Source organism: Tahibacter soli, from assembly GCF_025717065.2.
In the GTDB taxonomy this organism is placed as follows: domain Bacteria; phylum Pseudomonadota; class Gammaproteobacteria; order Xanthomonadales; family Rhodanobacteraceae; genus Tahibacter; species Tahibacter soli.
In genome coordinates, this window is record NZ_JAOVZO020000018.1 from 1,197,455 (window position 1) to 1,211,293 (window position 13,839).

10 protein-coding genes are annotated in these 13,839 nt (G+C 69.2%); 5 read left to right on the plus strand and 5 right to left on the minus strand.

Annotation, left to right across the window (positions count from 1 at the left end; genetic code table 11):
- Positions 1-25: 25 nt before the first annotated feature.
- On the minus strand, positions 26-1,576 hold the full coding sequence (locus OD750_RS18625) for a serine/threonine-protein kinase (protein ID WP_263542218.1): 1,551 nt from the start codon (positions 1,574-1,576) through the stop codon (positions 26-28).
- 13 nt (positions 1,577-1,589) lie between these two features.
- Positions 1,590-3,326 (minus strand): serine/threonine-protein kinase, encoded by a 1,737-nt coding sequence (locus tag OD750_RS18630; RefSeq protein ID WP_263542217.1) that lies wholly within the window; start codon positions 3,324-3,326, stop codon positions 1,590-1,592.
- A gap of 253 nt (positions 3,327-3,579) precedes the next feature.
- Here OD750_RS18630 and OD750_RS18635 point away from each other — a divergent pair, with 253 nt between their 5' ends.
- From OD750_RS18635 to OD750_RS18645, 3 genes are read left to right on the plus strand one after another with little or no spacing between them, the layout of a single operon-like run.
- Positions 3,580-5,208: a serine hydrolase gene (locus OD750_RS18635; protein WP_263542216.1), complete on the plus strand. Its 1,629-nt coding sequence runs from the start codon at positions 3,580-3,582 to the stop codon at positions 5,206-5,208.
- Positions 5,192-6,412, plus strand: a complete 1,221-nt coding sequence (locus OD750_RS18640; protein ID WP_263542215.1) for a sensor histidine kinase — start codon at positions 5,192-5,194, stop codon at positions 6,410-6,412. Before OD750_RS18635 ends, OD750_RS18640 begins: the two co-directional genes overlap by 17 nt.
- Positions 6,409-7,170, plus strand: a complete 762-nt coding sequence (locus OD750_RS18645; RefSeq protein WP_263542214.1) for a LytR/AlgR family response regulator transcription factor — start codon at positions 6,409-6,411, stop codon at positions 7,168-7,170. Before OD750_RS18640 ends, OD750_RS18645 begins: the two co-directional genes overlap by 4 nt.
- Here the strand turns inward: OD750_RS18645 and OD750_RS18650 are convergent.
- The 3 genes from OD750_RS18650 to OD750_RS18660 form a co-directional block, all read right to left on the minus strand.
- A complete protein-coding gene (locus tag OD750_RS18650; protein ID WP_263542213.1) occupies positions 7,133-8,251 on the minus strand; it encodes a serine hydrolase domain-containing protein in 1,119 nt (372 codons plus the stop codon). The two genes, OD750_RS18645 and OD750_RS18650, sit on opposite strands and share 38 nt — an antisense overlap.
- A gap of 67 nt (positions 8,252-8,318) precedes the next feature.
- Positions 8,319-9,053: a class I SAM-dependent methyltransferase gene (locus tag OD750_RS18655; RefSeq protein ID WP_263542212.1), complete on the minus strand. Its 735-nt coding sequence runs from the start codon at positions 9,051-9,053 to the stop codon at positions 8,319-8,321.
- Entirely contained in the window at positions 9,040-10,233 is a 1,194-nt protein-coding gene (locus OD750_RS18660; RefSeq protein WP_263542211.1) for a BtaA family protein, read from the minus strand. Before OD750_RS18660 ends, OD750_RS18655 begins: the two co-directional genes overlap by 14 nt.
- 208 nt (positions 10,234-10,441) lie before the next feature.
- Here OD750_RS18660 and OD750_RS18665 point away from each other — a divergent pair, with 208 nt between their 5' ends.
- Positions 10,442-11,209 carry a CHAD domain-containing protein gene (locus tag OD750_RS18665; RefSeq protein WP_263542210.1) on the plus strand — a complete coding sequence of 256 codons (768 nt, stop codon included), beginning with the start codon at positions 10,442-10,444 and terminating at the stop codon, positions 11,207-11,209.
- Positions 11,210-11,534: 325 nt separating this feature from the next.
- The gene (locus tag OD750_RS18670; protein ID WP_263542209.1) at positions 11,535-13,820 is read left to right on the plus strand and encodes a TonB-dependent receptor; all 2,286 of its coding nucleotides are present in this window, start codon (positions 11,535-11,537) and stop codon (positions 13,818-13,820) included.
- Positions 13,821-13,839: the final 19 nt, after the last annotated feature.

A 13,839-nucleotide genomic window follows, 5' to 3' on the forward strand; every position in this document is an offset into this window, starting at 1 on the left:
CGACGGCGACGGCGCCGCGCGCGCTTCAAGGCTGACAGCCGCAGTCGCCGACGAGGCGCATCAGCCGGTTGCCGCGCGAGTTGCGATACTCGAACCGCATGCTCTTGATGTTGACGTCGCAGTTCGGCTCGTTGTCGGCGCAACGCGTATCGCGAACGATCGCGTTGGCGGTCAGCCGGTCGTTGTAGAACTCGTAGTAGTTCAGGTCGTCGGCGAACTCGGGCGGATTGAGTACCTCGGGCTTCTTCGTCGCCGTGCGCACGTCGAGCGTTCGCAATGCGCTGTTTTCATGAATGTATACCTTTTCTCTCGTGCGGTCCCACAGCAGCATCGGCGTGCCGAACTGCCGGGCTTCGACCTGCGGTTCGGTCCAGAAACGGCAAGGGCACACCGCGCCGGTGCGCTCGACTTCGGAGGCCGTCAGCGGTTCGAGCACCGGCCCGAAAAGTTCGGAAGGAAGGTCGCTGAAGATACCTGGCCTGTCCTCTTTTGCGTCTTTTCGCGCGTCGAGTCCCTGTGCCGGCGGTGGCGACGCGGCAGCGGTGGAGGCAGGGGAAGTCGTCGCGGCCGGCGTCGACGAAGGCGGGGGCGACGATCGCGTCGCCGCAGCTACGGCACTCCGGTCGGCGGATTCCGGCGCTTCGACCGGTGCCCGGACTGCCTGATCCGCCGGCGTCGTCGCGACATTGACCAGGGGGCCGTCGAGCCACAGGACGCCGATACCGGCGCCGACGATGGCGAGCGCCGCCGCCGCGGCGACGATCGTTCGCCGCCGCGGCGGGCGGCGGCCTTTGCGGATGGCTGCGAGGTCGCGTGCGACATGCGCGCCGCGCGCATAGCGCTCATGCGGTTGCCGCGCGAGCAGCCGATCCAGAACCGCCTGGAACGCGGCAAACGCCGGCGGCAATGCGGTCGGACCGCCGACGCAGCGTCGTACGGCGATTTCGTTCCACGATCCGCCGTGCGGCGGCGAGCCGACGAGCAGCTCGAACAGGATGAGGCCGAGTGCATACAGATCGCTGCGGCCGTCGACCGTTTCGCCGGCGATCTGCTCGGGACTCATGTACAGCGGCGTGCCGGCGAACGACGTGCCGGGCACCGTCGTTCGCTGCAATACCCGGGAGATGCCGAAGTCCGTCAACACCGGCGTCGTCGCGTCGCGCATCAGCACGTTCGCGGGTTTCAGATCGCGATGCACGATGCCGTTCTGATGCGCGATATCGAGCGCGAGCGCGATCCGCGAAATGCAGTCGATCGTGCGTGCCGGTTCGAAGGGACCATGGGACATCTGCGTTTCGAGCGTGCCGCCGGGCACGTACTCCATGACGATGTAGTGGCGCGAGTCGACCGGACCGTTGTCGTAGATCCGGACGATATCCGGTGTGTCGAAACCGGCGAGCACTTCGGCCTCGCGCACGAAGGCAGCGTACGGGTCGAAGGCGTCGCCTCGCGACTCGTTGAGGATCTTGATCGCGACGCGGCGCTTGTTCAGTCGATGCTCGGCGAGCCAGACCTCGGCGAACCGGCCTTTACCGAGCGGCTGCAACAGCGCGTACCGGGGAATGTCGATCGACATGCTGCGGCTCGTCTCAGTCGGGGTTGGACTGCAGCCATCCTTCGGCCAGCCATGAGCCGTTCCCGGCCGCGAGCTTCATCAGCCGTCTCCCTTCTCTTTCGTCCTTTTCCACGCCGTGTCCGAGGAGATAAGCCTGCGCCAGCATGTGTTGGGCGGAGCCGTAGTTGTTCGCGGCAGCCTTGCGGGCCCACAGGACCATCGTCGGAAAGTCGTCGCGATTGTTCGCATAGCGCGCGACGGCGTACTGCGCGTGCGTGTAGCCGGCTTCGGCGGCCTTCAGGTACCACTCGTACGCCTTGTCGAAGTTCTTTTCGACGCCGTGCCCCTTCTCGTATGCGACGGCGAGATTCGTCTGCGCCGGCGCGAACTTCTGCCGGGCGGCGCGCGTGAACAACTCGACAGCCTTGACGTCGTCGTGCGGCACCTCCAGGCCGTGGTAGTACAGGATGCCGAGATTGTTCTGGGCCTCGGCAATGCCGTCCGCCGCGGCGAGCCGCAGCACCGGCAGCGCGCTCTTGTATTTCTTCTGCTCCATGTCGCGGTATGCCTGCTTGAGCTGCGCCTGCGTAAATTTTTCCGCAGGCTTCGCGGCAGGCGCGGAGGCCTTGGCGGCGGCCCCCGCGGCTTTTTCCGGCGCCGGTTTTGCGGAAGTCGCCGCGGCGACGGGTCGCGGTGTCGCATCGACGGGCGCATCGGCGGGTTTCGCGTCGTCGGCGCGGGCCGGCGCTGCCGACGGCGTCACGAGCGTCGCCGGCGCCATTGGCGTCGGCACCGGCGTCTTGTCAGGCTGCAGCCACCACCAGACGCTCGTGCCGCCCGCACCGAAGATCGCCGCCGCCGCCAGCGCGAGGATCGGCCAGCGCCGCACGGCGGGCGCGTTCGCGGGGGCCGGCGAGCCTGCGTGAGGTGCGGACTCCGGGACGAACGGCGTCGCCGAGCGCGTCGACTGCGTCAGCGCGATCGTGCGGATCGCAGCCACAAGTTCGGTACCGTTCGCGAACCGCATATCGGGCGAGCGGGCGAGCATCCCGTCGACGATCGGTTGAAAGGCGCGCGTGCCGGCCGGCAGCCAAGGCGCCGACTTTTCGTCGATGCGAGTGCGCGCGATCTGCGTGTAGTCGCCCGCGTGCGCCGGCTCGCCGGCGATCAGCTCGAACAGGATCAGGCCGAGCGCGTAAAGGTCGCTGCGGCCGTCCAGCGGCTCGCCGAGCAATTGCTCGGGGCTCATGTACTCGCAGGTGCCGACGACGACGCCGGTCGCCGGTACGATAGTCGTGCGGTCGAGCACGCGAGCGATGCCGAAGTCGGTCAGTACGGGCGTCGTCGCGTCGCGCATCAGAATGTTGTCGGGCTTGAGGTCGCGATGGACGATGCCGCGCGCGTGCGCCAGGTCGAGCGCGGCGGCAATCTGCGAAACGATGTGCAGCGCCGCGTTCGCGTCGATCGCGCCGTGTTGCATGCGCGCCTTCAGCGTGCCGCCCTCGACGTACTCCATGACGATGTACGCGTGCGGCCCGGCGCGGCCGTTGTCGTAGATATGTACAATATTGCGCGAATCGAACTTCGCCATCAGCTCGGCTTCGCGGCGGAACGCAGCGTCGACATCGACCGCGCCGCCGCCGGCTTCGGGTTTGAGTATCTTGATCGCCGCCCGGCGCTTGTTCTGTGTGTGCTCGGCGAGCCAGACTTCCGCGAAGCTTCCCGTACCTAGACGTTTCGTCAGCACATAGTTCGGGACATCGATCGGCATCGAATTCTCCATCGACATGAATAGTGCGAACCTCGGAACCGCCCGGTCGCGGCGCCGTGCGCGCGTCATGCATCGGCAAGGCCCTTGGGTCCACTGCGACGACGGCGACGACCCTCCCACCGCGACGAGCGAGGCGCTTTCGTCGCGGCGGCGGCGGGGTTCGTCGGCGCAGGGCCGGGTTTCGTCGCAAAATCGCACGCGGCGCAGCGCGCGCACTACGCTGGCGGCGCATTCCCTCCGACGAGTCCGCCCCATGCATCTTCGCCTGCTCGCCATCGCCGTCATTTCCGCTTTGTCCACACATTCCACGTTCGCCACGACCGACGCCGAACTCCGATCGGTGCTCGAAAAGCGCTTCGCTGGCGACCGCAGCGGCGTCTGCGTTGCCGCGGCCGTCGTCGGCGACGGCGGCGGCGTCGCCCGGGCGTTCGTCTGCGCCGGCGGCGGCAAGCCGCGCGTCGACGCGACGAGCGCGTTCGAAATCGGCTCGATCACCAAGACGATGAACGGCACGCTGCTCGCGCAGTTCATCCTCGCGGGCAAGGTGTCGCTCGACACGCCGTTCGCCGACCTGCTGCCGAAAGACGCGAAGCTGCCCGTGTTCGACGGCAAGCCGATCCTCGTGCGCCACGTCGTGACGCATACGTCGGGTCTGCCGGGACTGCCGCCGGGTTTCGCGCCGACCGATCTGTCCGACCCGTACGCGTCGCTGACCGAAGCCGCGCTTTTCGCCTCGCTCGCCGGCGCGAAGCTCGAGCGCGCGCCGGGCGCGGCTTTCGAATACTCGAACTACGCGACGATGCTGCTGTCGGCGTCGCTCGCGCGCATGGCCGGCACCGACTACGAAACGCTGCTGCGCGAGCGCGTGTTCGCGCCGCTGGCGATGCGGCAGTCGTACATCGGCAAGCGCCCCGACGGCGTGCGTGCGACGGCCGGCCACATGAGCAACGGCGGCGAGACGCCGCCCTGGACGCTGCCCGGCAATCTCGCCGGCGTCGGCGGCGTGCGCGCGACGCTCGGCGACATGGTGAACTACGTGCAGGCGCAGCTCGCCGCGCGCGACTCGACGATCGCAGACGCGATCGCGCTGACGCACGTCGAAGTGAAGACCGGTGCGCAGCCGACAATGGGCATCAACTGGATACTCACGCCGCTCGCCGGCCGCACGGTGCTGATGCACGACGGCGGCACCGGCGGCTTCGCGTCGTTCGCGGGCTTCGATCCCGAACGCCGGCGCGGCGTGGTCGTGCTCGCCGATGCCGCGATCGACGGCGTCAACGAATTGGGGCTCCATCTGATCGACGCGTCGACGCCGCTCGGTACGCCGCGCACGGTGACGAAGCCCGACCCGAAGCTCGTCGACGCGCTCGTCGGCGACTACACGATGGCCGGCATGAAGGTGTCGCTGACGAAGCGCGGCGATGCGCTCGTCGTGCAGGCGCAGGGACAGCCCGCGTTCGTGCTGTCGCACGACAGCGCCGGCGATTTCTTCACGACCGAATTCGACGCGCGCCTCTCCCCGATCCGCAAGGCCGACGGCGGCTACGGCTTCGCCTGGCACCAGCTCGGCGGCACGCAGGTCGCGCAGCGCGTCGGTGCGGTTGCGGGCAAGCCCGCGGTCGTGCCGACTCCCGAACAACTGGCGGCCTATGCCGGCGAATATCCGCTCGTGCCGGGCTTCGCGCTGACCGTGTTCGAAAAGGACGGCAAGCTGTACGTGCAGGGCACCGGCCAGCCGCCGATCGAAGTCGCCGCGGCGGGCGACGACGTGTTCGTCGCCGACGCCGTCGGCGCGCAGTTGCGCTTCGAGCGCCGCGAAGGCAAGGTCGCGGCCGTCACTCTCGAACAGAACGGACAGAAGCTGCGTGGCGAACGACGATAACGTGGCGCTCGAGAGCGTCCTGCCGGCCGACGTCGTCGCGGCCGGCAACCACGCGTGGTCGCGCTACCGGCACTATCCGGCGTTCAGCGCGCCGTGGTTCGCGGGCCGCACGCGCGTGTTCGCGGTCGTCATCGGCTCGGTCGCGCTCGTGATCGGCTTCGGACGCGGCGTCATCGACGGCGACTATCCGCTCGGCACGCTCGGCGGCGTGTATCTGTTCGCGAGCTTCATGCTGATGGCGTCCACCGGCCCCGCGTTCGCGACGTGGGTGCGGCACCGCCGCTGGTCGGCGCGCACCGAGCGACGGGCGATCGTCGCGGCGGTGCTCGCCGGCATCCTCGCCAGCGGCGTCATCGACTGGTGGGCGTCGACGCAGCTCGACCGCATGTTCGAGCTGTCCGTGTCGTACGGACAGATACCCAAGCGCGCGCCGCCGGGATTCGCCGAACGCGCCGTCGCGCTCACGGTCAACCTCGCGGTGCTGTTCGTGCTGTACGGGCTCCTGGGCGGCGGCCTCGCGCTGCGCACGTATTTCGGCGAGGCGCGTCGCGTCGCGGCGAGCCGGCAGAAGCACGAACTCGACGCGCTGCGCCTGCGCGAGCGCGACGCCGAACAGCGGCTCGCGCTGCTGCAGGCGCAGATCGAGCCGCACTTCCTGTTCAACACGCTCGCGTCGATCCGCGCGCTCGTGTCGCAGTCGCCGCGGCGCGCCGAGGCCGCGCTCGACGCGCTCGTCGCGTACCTGCGCGCGACGATTCCGCAATTGCGAGAAGGCGACAACGGCGCATTGTCCACGCTCGGACGGCAGCTCGATCTCGCCGCGGCGTTTCTCGGACTGATGCAGGCGCGCATGGGCGAGCGGCTGTCGTTCGACGTCGCCGCGCCCGACGAACTGCGCGAGCGGCCGTTTCCGCCGCTCGTCGTCGTCGGGCTCGTCGAGAACGCGATCAAGCACGGCCTCGAACCGAAGGCGGGGCCGGGGCACGTCGAGGTGCGCACGCACGCCGACGGCGACGCGATCGTGCTGCGCGTCGCCGACGACGGCGTGGGTCTCGCGTCCGGCGCCGGCGGCGGTCTCGGGCTCGCCAACCTGCGCGAACAGCTCGCGCTGCGCTACGGCGGGCGCGCCGATTTTCGCCTGATCGGGCGGCGCGACCGCGGCGCGTTGGCGCAGGTGCGGGTGCCGCTGGAGGAACCGGCGTGACGCGGCTCGTCGCGCTCGTGGCCGAGGACGAGGCGCCGCAGCGCGAATCGCTGTGCGCGCAGTTGGCAGAACTGTGGCCCGACCTCGACCCGATCGTGCCGTGCGAGGACGGCCTCGCGGCGCTCGAAGCGATCGCCGAACACCGGCCGGCCGTCGCGTTCCTCGACATCCGCATGCCGGGCGTCGGCGGCCTCGACGTGGCGCGCGCGGCGATCGAACACGGCGCGCTCGTCGTGTTCACGACGGCGTACGACGCGCACGCGGTCGCCGCGTTCGACGCCGGCGCCATCGACTACGTGCTCAAGCCGATTCGCATCGAACGCCTCGCGCAGAGCCTCGTGCGCGTGCGCGAGCGGCTCGCGTCGCGCGCCCGACCCGACCTCGACGCGCTCTTCGGCGAACTCGCCGCGCGCTTCAAACCCGCGGGCGACAACGCGATCCGCTGGATCACCGCGGCGATCGGCGACGAGGTGCGCCTGATCGCGCTCGACGACGTCGTGTATTTCCAGGCCGACGACAAATACGTGCGCGTGGCCACCAAGGCCGAAGACGCGCTGATCCGCCTGCCGCTCAAGGAGCTCGTCGCCGGACTCGATCCCGACGCGTTCTGGCAGATCCATCGCGGCACCGTCGTGCGCGTCGCGGCGGTCGATCGCATGCGCAGGGACGAACTCGGCCGCTGCTGGCTGAGCGTGAAGGGCAGGGCCGAACGGTTACCGGTCAGCGCCGCGTTCCAGCGGCGCTTTCGCGGGATGTAGGCGCGACGCTCTCCCGGCCGATCATGTGTCGCGCGATCTTCGCCGCGAACTCGTCGAGGTCGGCCGACGTGGTGTTCGCGAGCAGCACGACCGTGATGTCCGGTTCGACGACGCGCAACAGCTGCGCCTGCGCGCCCATGATGCTGCCGGGACGCTTGACGACGTGCACGGTCCGGTCGCCGGCCTTCATGTCGAACGACCACACGCCGTAGCCGTAGTCGTCGAGTCCGGGCTTCGTCATCGCCGCGAGCGATTCGGGCTTGACGAGCTTGCCGCCGAACAGCGCGTCGGAGAACGCGAGCACGTCGGCCGGCGTCGCGTACATCGCGCCGGACGCGTACCAGTTTTCCGGATACACCGGCAACGCGTTGGCCATCGCTTTGAGATCGTCGCGGAAGAAATACGTGTTCGCGAGATCCGGGAGAATCTCGTACTGCCTGAGCACGCCGGTATCGGCGAGCTTGAGCGGCGCGAGGATGCGTTCGCGCAGCAGCGTCTCGTACGGCTTGCCCGAAACGCGTTCGAGGATGCGGCCGAGCAGCACGTAGTCGCCGTTGTTGTAGTCGAACGCCTTGCCGGGTTCGGCCACGAGCGCGCCGCTCACGAATTTCGCGACGAGCTGCTCGGGCGTGTACGGCGTCTGGTAGTTCGGCAGGCCGCTCCTGATCGCCGTTTCGGCGTCCTTCACCTGGTCGAAGTTCGGCAGGCCCGACGTGTGGTTGAGCAGCTGGTGGATCGTGACCTTGCGCGCGCCGTCGCCGGCATAGTCGGACAGGTAGTCGGCGATCTTGCCGTCGAGTGCGAGGCGGCCTTCGTCGACGAGCTGCAGTACAAGCACGGCCGTGAACGCCTTCGTGATCGATGCGATCCAGAACTTCGTACGCGGGCCGTTGGGCACGTGGAACGCGCGGTTCGCTTCGCCGTAGCTGCGCTCGACGAGAACCTTCCCGTCCTTCGCGACGAGCGCGGTGCCGCTGAAGTCGTGCGCTTTGGCGTACGTGTCGACGAATTCGACCGGCGTCTGCGCCGGTGCGGCCGAGGGAACGAGCAAGGCGAGGGCAAACGCGAACAGACGCGACATGGTGCACTCCGGGCGGTGGCGGTCGACGGCATCGATACGTCGACCGCGAACCCGGTTGCGGCGCGCGCTACGCGGGCTTCCTTCCGACGAAGCGGTAGTACGGCACGCGCGCGAGCGGCAGGTACGGCACCGATGCGCGACATTCGGCGAGCGTGTGTTCGGGCAGTTGCGCGCGCAGTTCGGCGAGCGGTTCGGCGCTGAGCTTGACGCCGTCGTGGCCGAACCAGGCCGGCCAGAACCGGCGCGTCAGCGGACCGTGACGCACGAGGCCCGGCGCGGGCCGCGCTTCGGAGACGTAGAAGTCGACGACGCCGAGCGTGCCGCCGGGCTTGAGCATCGCGACGGCGTTGCCGATCGCCGCGCGCCATTCCGGAATCATCGTCAGCGCGTACGACAGATACACGCAGTCGACCGGCCGCTCGGGCCGCCACGTCGTCGCGTCGGCGAGGCTGACGTGCACGCGTGTGTCGGCCGCGCTGCGTCGGCGCGCCTGCTCGACCAGCGCGGGACACAGGTCCACCACATCGACGCGCGCGATGCGCGCCATGCGTTCGCCGAAAAATTCCACGTTGCGGCCGGTGCCGCCGCCGAGTTCGACGACGTGCGCGCCGTCGGGCAGCGGCAGGCTTTCGACGAGTTCGCGCCGGCCCTGCAGCAGGCGCTCGCGAAACGCGTCGTAGTGCGCGGCCTGCGGCGCGTAGAACGCTTCGAGCCGCTGCGCGTGCGTCAGGTCGCGCGGCATGCCGCGCAGCATCTGCACGAGAATGCCGACGTCGGCGCGCAGCGCGTCAAGCCGGGGCATCGGCGATCACGAAGCCGGCGTAGGTGTGCACGCGGTCGCCGACGTGCAGCGAGCGCGCGAGTTCGTCGCGGAACGCGAGCACTTCGCGCAGCGGGCGGCGCTCGGGGCCGACGCGCAGCGTATCGAGAAACGCGGGATTCTCGTGCGCGCTGCGCAGGAGGATGCGCGCCTGCGGCGCCGCGCGCTCGAGGATCGCTTCCCATTCCTCGGCGAGCGCTTCGGGGTAGTAGCTCGACATCCAGTCCATGTGGTCGAGCAGCACGAAGCGCGAGATCGCGCCGTCGTGGCCGCGCAGGAACTCGGTCACGGTGGTGGTATGCGGCTCGATCGCGTCGACGCGACCGCTCTTCAGGAGTTCGAAATTGGCTTGTTTCAAATATTCCGGACAGCAGTCGCGGCGATAGCGGCCGGCGACGTAGACGTGCCAGAAATAGTTGTCGGCGACCGGCAGCTGGCGGAACACGTACTGCACCGATTCGCGGATGAAGCCCGACACGCCGCCGGCGTGCTGCGCCTCGACGAGCTTGCGCTGCGGATACGGCACGCCGAGAAGGCTCATCACGAACTGCTGCGACAGCACCCAGTTGACGGCGCGGTTCCACATCAGCGGCGCGACGCGATCGTCGTAGATCACGCGCTGCTCGTCGATGTCGCGCGACTGGAACAGCGCGGTCAGCGCGTGCTTGAGCTTCGGGCGCATTTTGAAGTACGCGCGGCAGCTGCGCGCGACGATGCCCGAGAGGCCGTGGAAATAGAAACTCGCGTTGGCGCTGGCGAACCAGGTCCAGTGCTTGTCCCACCAGGCGCGCGCGAATTCGTCGAGTTCGCCGCGCAGCGCGTCGTGGTAGATCTCGCGAAAGCGCGGGTGATAGCCCTCGCCGAACACCGCGAAGTAGTCGTCGAACGCGAGCTTGCGGATGCCGGCGATCTTGAGCTGCAGCAGCGCCGTCTGGCGCGGGTTGGCGTCGACCGCGTAGACGCGGCGCGGCCCCTGGATCGCGTAGTCGAGCGCGTTGCAGCCGGCGCTGGTGATGACGAGCACGGTGTCGTCGGCGCCGAGCGCGAGCGCCTGGCGGTCTACCGCGGGATCTTCCCAGCACGCGTTGTAGACGAGGTTGCGCGAATAGATCGCGTTGAACAGACGGTGATCCAGTTTGTCGCGCAGGTTCGGCTTGGACATCGTAGTCGGCGGCTTGGCATAGGCTCGTGGCAGCGTAGGCGCCGTTCATGACGCGCCGGTGACGGCCGCGCCGGCGGCGCCTGGAAACGCGTGCCGCATTGGCGTAGCCTCGAAAGGTTGCCGTCGGACCCCTGACCGGATCGGCCTGTGAAAAAAGTCAAACGGTGCAACACCCGGACCGCTCGGCGCCGCGCTGCAAGCCGTCGCAATGAGCGAGCTGGCGACGATCGACGCCGCGCTGTCGCGTAGCCGCGCACGGCATCGCGGCGTGCACGAGGCGCGCAAGGCGATACGCCGGCTGCGTGCGCTGCTCGCGCTCGGCGACGATGCGTTCGGCGATGCCGGCGAAGCCCTCGACGCGACGCTGTCGCGCATCGGCAAGAGTCTTTCGACGCTGCGCGACGCGCAGGTCGTCGTCGACACCGCGCGACGCATCGGCAGGCGGGCCGACCAGGCGAGCCGCCGCGACGTCTGGCTGCGCCTGCGTGCCGCGCTGAGCGAGCGGCGCGCGCAGATGCTCGCGCGTGCGGTCGCGGCCGATCCGCAGTTCGAACGGCGGCGGCGGCGCGTGCAGGCGCTGCGCACGGCGCTGGCGACGCTGCCGTGGCGCCGGCTCGACCGGCGGGCCGTGGCCGCGGCGCTGACGCGACAGGCGCGGCGCAGCGACAAGGCGCAGCGCCGCGCGCAGGCGCATCGCGGCGCGCACGAGCGGCACCGCTGGCGCCGGCGGTTGCGGCGGCTGCGCATGCAGATGGACCTGCTGAAATCGCTCGCGCAACGCGAGCCGTCGCTGCCGCCCGCCGTCGACGCCTACAAGGCCGCGCGGCGCGACATCGCGCCGCCGAAGCGGCTCGGAAAGCAGGCCGACGCGCTCGGGCGAGGGCAGGACGAGGAAATCCTGCGCCGCGCGGTGCGCGCGCTCGCGCCGGGCGCGTTGCGCGACGAGGGGCTCAAGGCGTTGCGCAAGGTAGCGTAGGGTGCTCGATAGGCGAATCGCAGTGCGCTGACGAAGTCGCCGTTCGCATCGCAGGCATGCAGAAACAGGAACGCTTCGATATCGCGCAGCGGGCGGCTCGGCGGCATGCGCATCGTCGGCGTGGCGCGCGCCAGCGTCACGCGCCAGTCGTGGTACAGAGGCCGAGCCGCGTCACCGGGAATCGCGTCGTGCAAAGTCATTGAGTGCCTCCCTGGCGCAATCCGGTTGCGTGGTTTTCAAGATGTCGCCACTGCGACACTCGGTCGCATGCGCGGCGGCAAAACGAACTTCTACCCTTCGCGCATCTTTGCAGGATGCGCCCCTCATGAACCGTCGTTCGACCGCCACGTTCGCCCTCGTCACGCTGCTGCCGGTCGCGGCGACGGCCGCCGACGCCGACACCGCCACGCGCCTGGACACCGTCGACGTGCGCGGCCTGCAGCCCACGTCGCTGCCGACGCAGATTCCGACGACGACCGAAGGCATCACCGCCGTCGAGATCGACGAGCGCATCAACGCGACCGACAGCGAAGACGCCCTGAAATACTTCCCGAGCCTGCTCGTGCGCAAGCGCTACATCGGCGACTACGATCACGCCGTGCTCGCCACGCGCGCTTCGGGCACCGGCAACAGCGCGCGGTCGCTCGTGTTCGCCGACGGCATACAGATCTCGAACCTGCTCGGCAACGGCGCGACGTTCACGCCGCGCTGGGGGCTCGTGACGCCCGAGGAAATCGAACGCGTCGACGTATTGTACGGTCCGTTCTCGGCCGCGTACGCCGGCAATTCGGTCGGCGCGGTCGTCGACTACGTCACGCGCATGCCGCAGGCGTTCGAAGCGCACGTCAAGGCCGGCTGGTATTCGCAGAATTATTCGCTGTACCGCACCGACGACACGTTCGACGCGTGGCACACGAGCGCGTCGATCGGGGACAGGCAAGGCCGCTTCGCGTGGTGGCTCAATCTCAGCCGCCTCGACAGCGAAAGCCAGCCGATCGGATTCGCCAATCGGCTCGTCAGCGCCGGCACGCCCGTAACCGGAGCACCCGGTGCCGCGGGCACGCCGGTCGACGGCGCCGTGGCCGGCCGCAATCCGCGCGAGCAGCCGTGGTGGCTGTTCGGCGCGACGAGCCAGACGAACACGGTGCAAGACCACGCCAAGATCAAGCTGGCCTACGACGTCGCCGACGACCTGCGCGCGAGCGTCGTCGCGGCGCAGTGGGAAAACGACGTGTTCCGCGATTCGCAGAGCTTCATCGAAGACGCCGCCGGCAATCCGGTCTACGCCGGCAACGTCGTCGTCGGCGCCGATCGCTACACGCTAGCGCCGACCGACATCTCGCTGCAGCGCGCCGACCTTCGGCATCGCATGATCGGCGCGACGCTCAAGCGCGCGAGCGGCGGCACGTTCGACTACACGCTGAGCGCGAGCCGGTACGACTACGCGCGCGATCTCGTGCGTTCGCCGACGGTCGCGCGACCGCTCGCCGACGCCGGCGGCGCCGGCCGCATCGCGAACGGCGACGGCACGGGCTGGGACGCCGTGTGGTTCGCCGCGACGTGGCGGCCAAACGCCGCGCACGTCGTCGACGCCGGCGTGCAGCGCGACGCGTACGCGCTGCGCACGGCGGTGTCGACCACGAGCGACTGGATACGCGGTCGCGCCGAGGCGCCGTTCTCGGCGTTTCGCGGCGACACCGATCTCACGAGTTTCTACGCGCAGGACACGTGGCGCATGGACGCGCGCTGGACCGCGACGCTCGGCGTGCGCTACGAGGATTGGTCGGCGCACGACGGGGCACTCGCCGACGCGTCGCGCACGCTGCGCTTCGCGCGTCGCGACGAAACCGACGCGTCGCCGAAGGCGGCGCTGGCCTGGGCGGTCGCCGACGACTGGACGGTGAAGGCGTCGCTCGGCCGCTCGGTGCGCTATCCGACAGTCAGCGAGCTGTTTCAGGGCTCGATCTCCGCCGACGCGATCGTCAACAACGATCCGAACCTCAAACCCGAGCGCGCGTGGACGGCCGAGCTGTCGAGCGTGCACGAACTCGAACGCGGCAGCCTGCGCGCGACGGTGTTCGCCGAGCGCACGCGCGATGCGCTGTACTCGCAGACGAACGTCACGGTCACGCCGACGGTGACGAACATCCAGAACGTCGATCGCATCGAGACGCGCGGCCTCGAACTCGCGTACGCCGCGCAGGGCGTCGGCGTCGAGGGGCTGGATCTGCTCGGCAGCGTCACGTTCGCCGATTCGATCATCCGCGAGAACGCGAACTTTCCGGCGAGCGTCGGGAAGTGGCAGCCGCGCGTGCCGCGCTGGCGCGCCAACCTCGTCGGCACGTATCGGGCGGGCGCGCACTGGACGTATACGCTCGCGGCGCGCTACAGCGGCAAGCAGTTCAACACGCTCGACAACGCCGATCCGAACGGCGCGTCGTACACCGGCGTCAGCGATTTCTTCGTCGTCGACGCACGTGCGCGCTTCGCGCTCGACGAGCGCTGGAGCGGGTCGGTCGGCGTCGATAATCTGAACAATCGCGAATACTGGAATTTTCATCCGTATCCGCAGCGCACGTGGAGCGTCGAGGTGCGGTACGACTATCGCTGAGCCGGTTTTGTCGTCTAAG

Coding starts and splice junctions, on each gene's coding strand:
- OD750_RS18630 (WP_263542217.1), bottom strand. CDS start 3,326: ATGCCGATCGATGTCCCGAACTATGTGCTGACGAAACGTCTAGGTACG.
- OD750_RS18660 (WP_263542211.1), bottom strand. CDS start 10,233: ATGTCCAAGCCGAACCTGCGCGACAAACTGGATCACCGTCTGTTCAAC.
- OD750_RS18650 (WP_263542213.1), bottom strand. CDS start 8,251: ATGTCGCGTCTGTTCGCGTTTGCCCTCGCCTTGCTCGTTCCCTCGGCC.
- OD750_RS18655 (WP_263542212.1), bottom strand. CDS start 9,053: ATGCCCCGGCTTGACGCGCTGCGCGCCGACGTCGGCATTCTCGTGCAG.
- OD750_RS18665 (WP_263542210.1), top strand. CDS start 10,442: ATGAGCGAGCTGGCGACGATCGACGCCGCGCTGTCGCGTAGCCGCGCA.
- OD750_RS18670 (WP_263542209.1), top strand. CDS start 11,535: ATGAACCGTCGTTCGACCGCCACGTTCGCCCTCGTCACGCTGCTGCCG.
- OD750_RS18625 (WP_263542218.1), bottom strand. CDS start 1,576: ATGTCGATCGACATTCCCCGGTACGCGCTGTTGCAGCCGCTCGGTAAA.
- OD750_RS18635 (WP_263542216.1), top strand. CDS start 3,580: ATGCATCTTCGCCTGCTCGCCATCGCCGTCATTTCCGCTTTGTCCACA.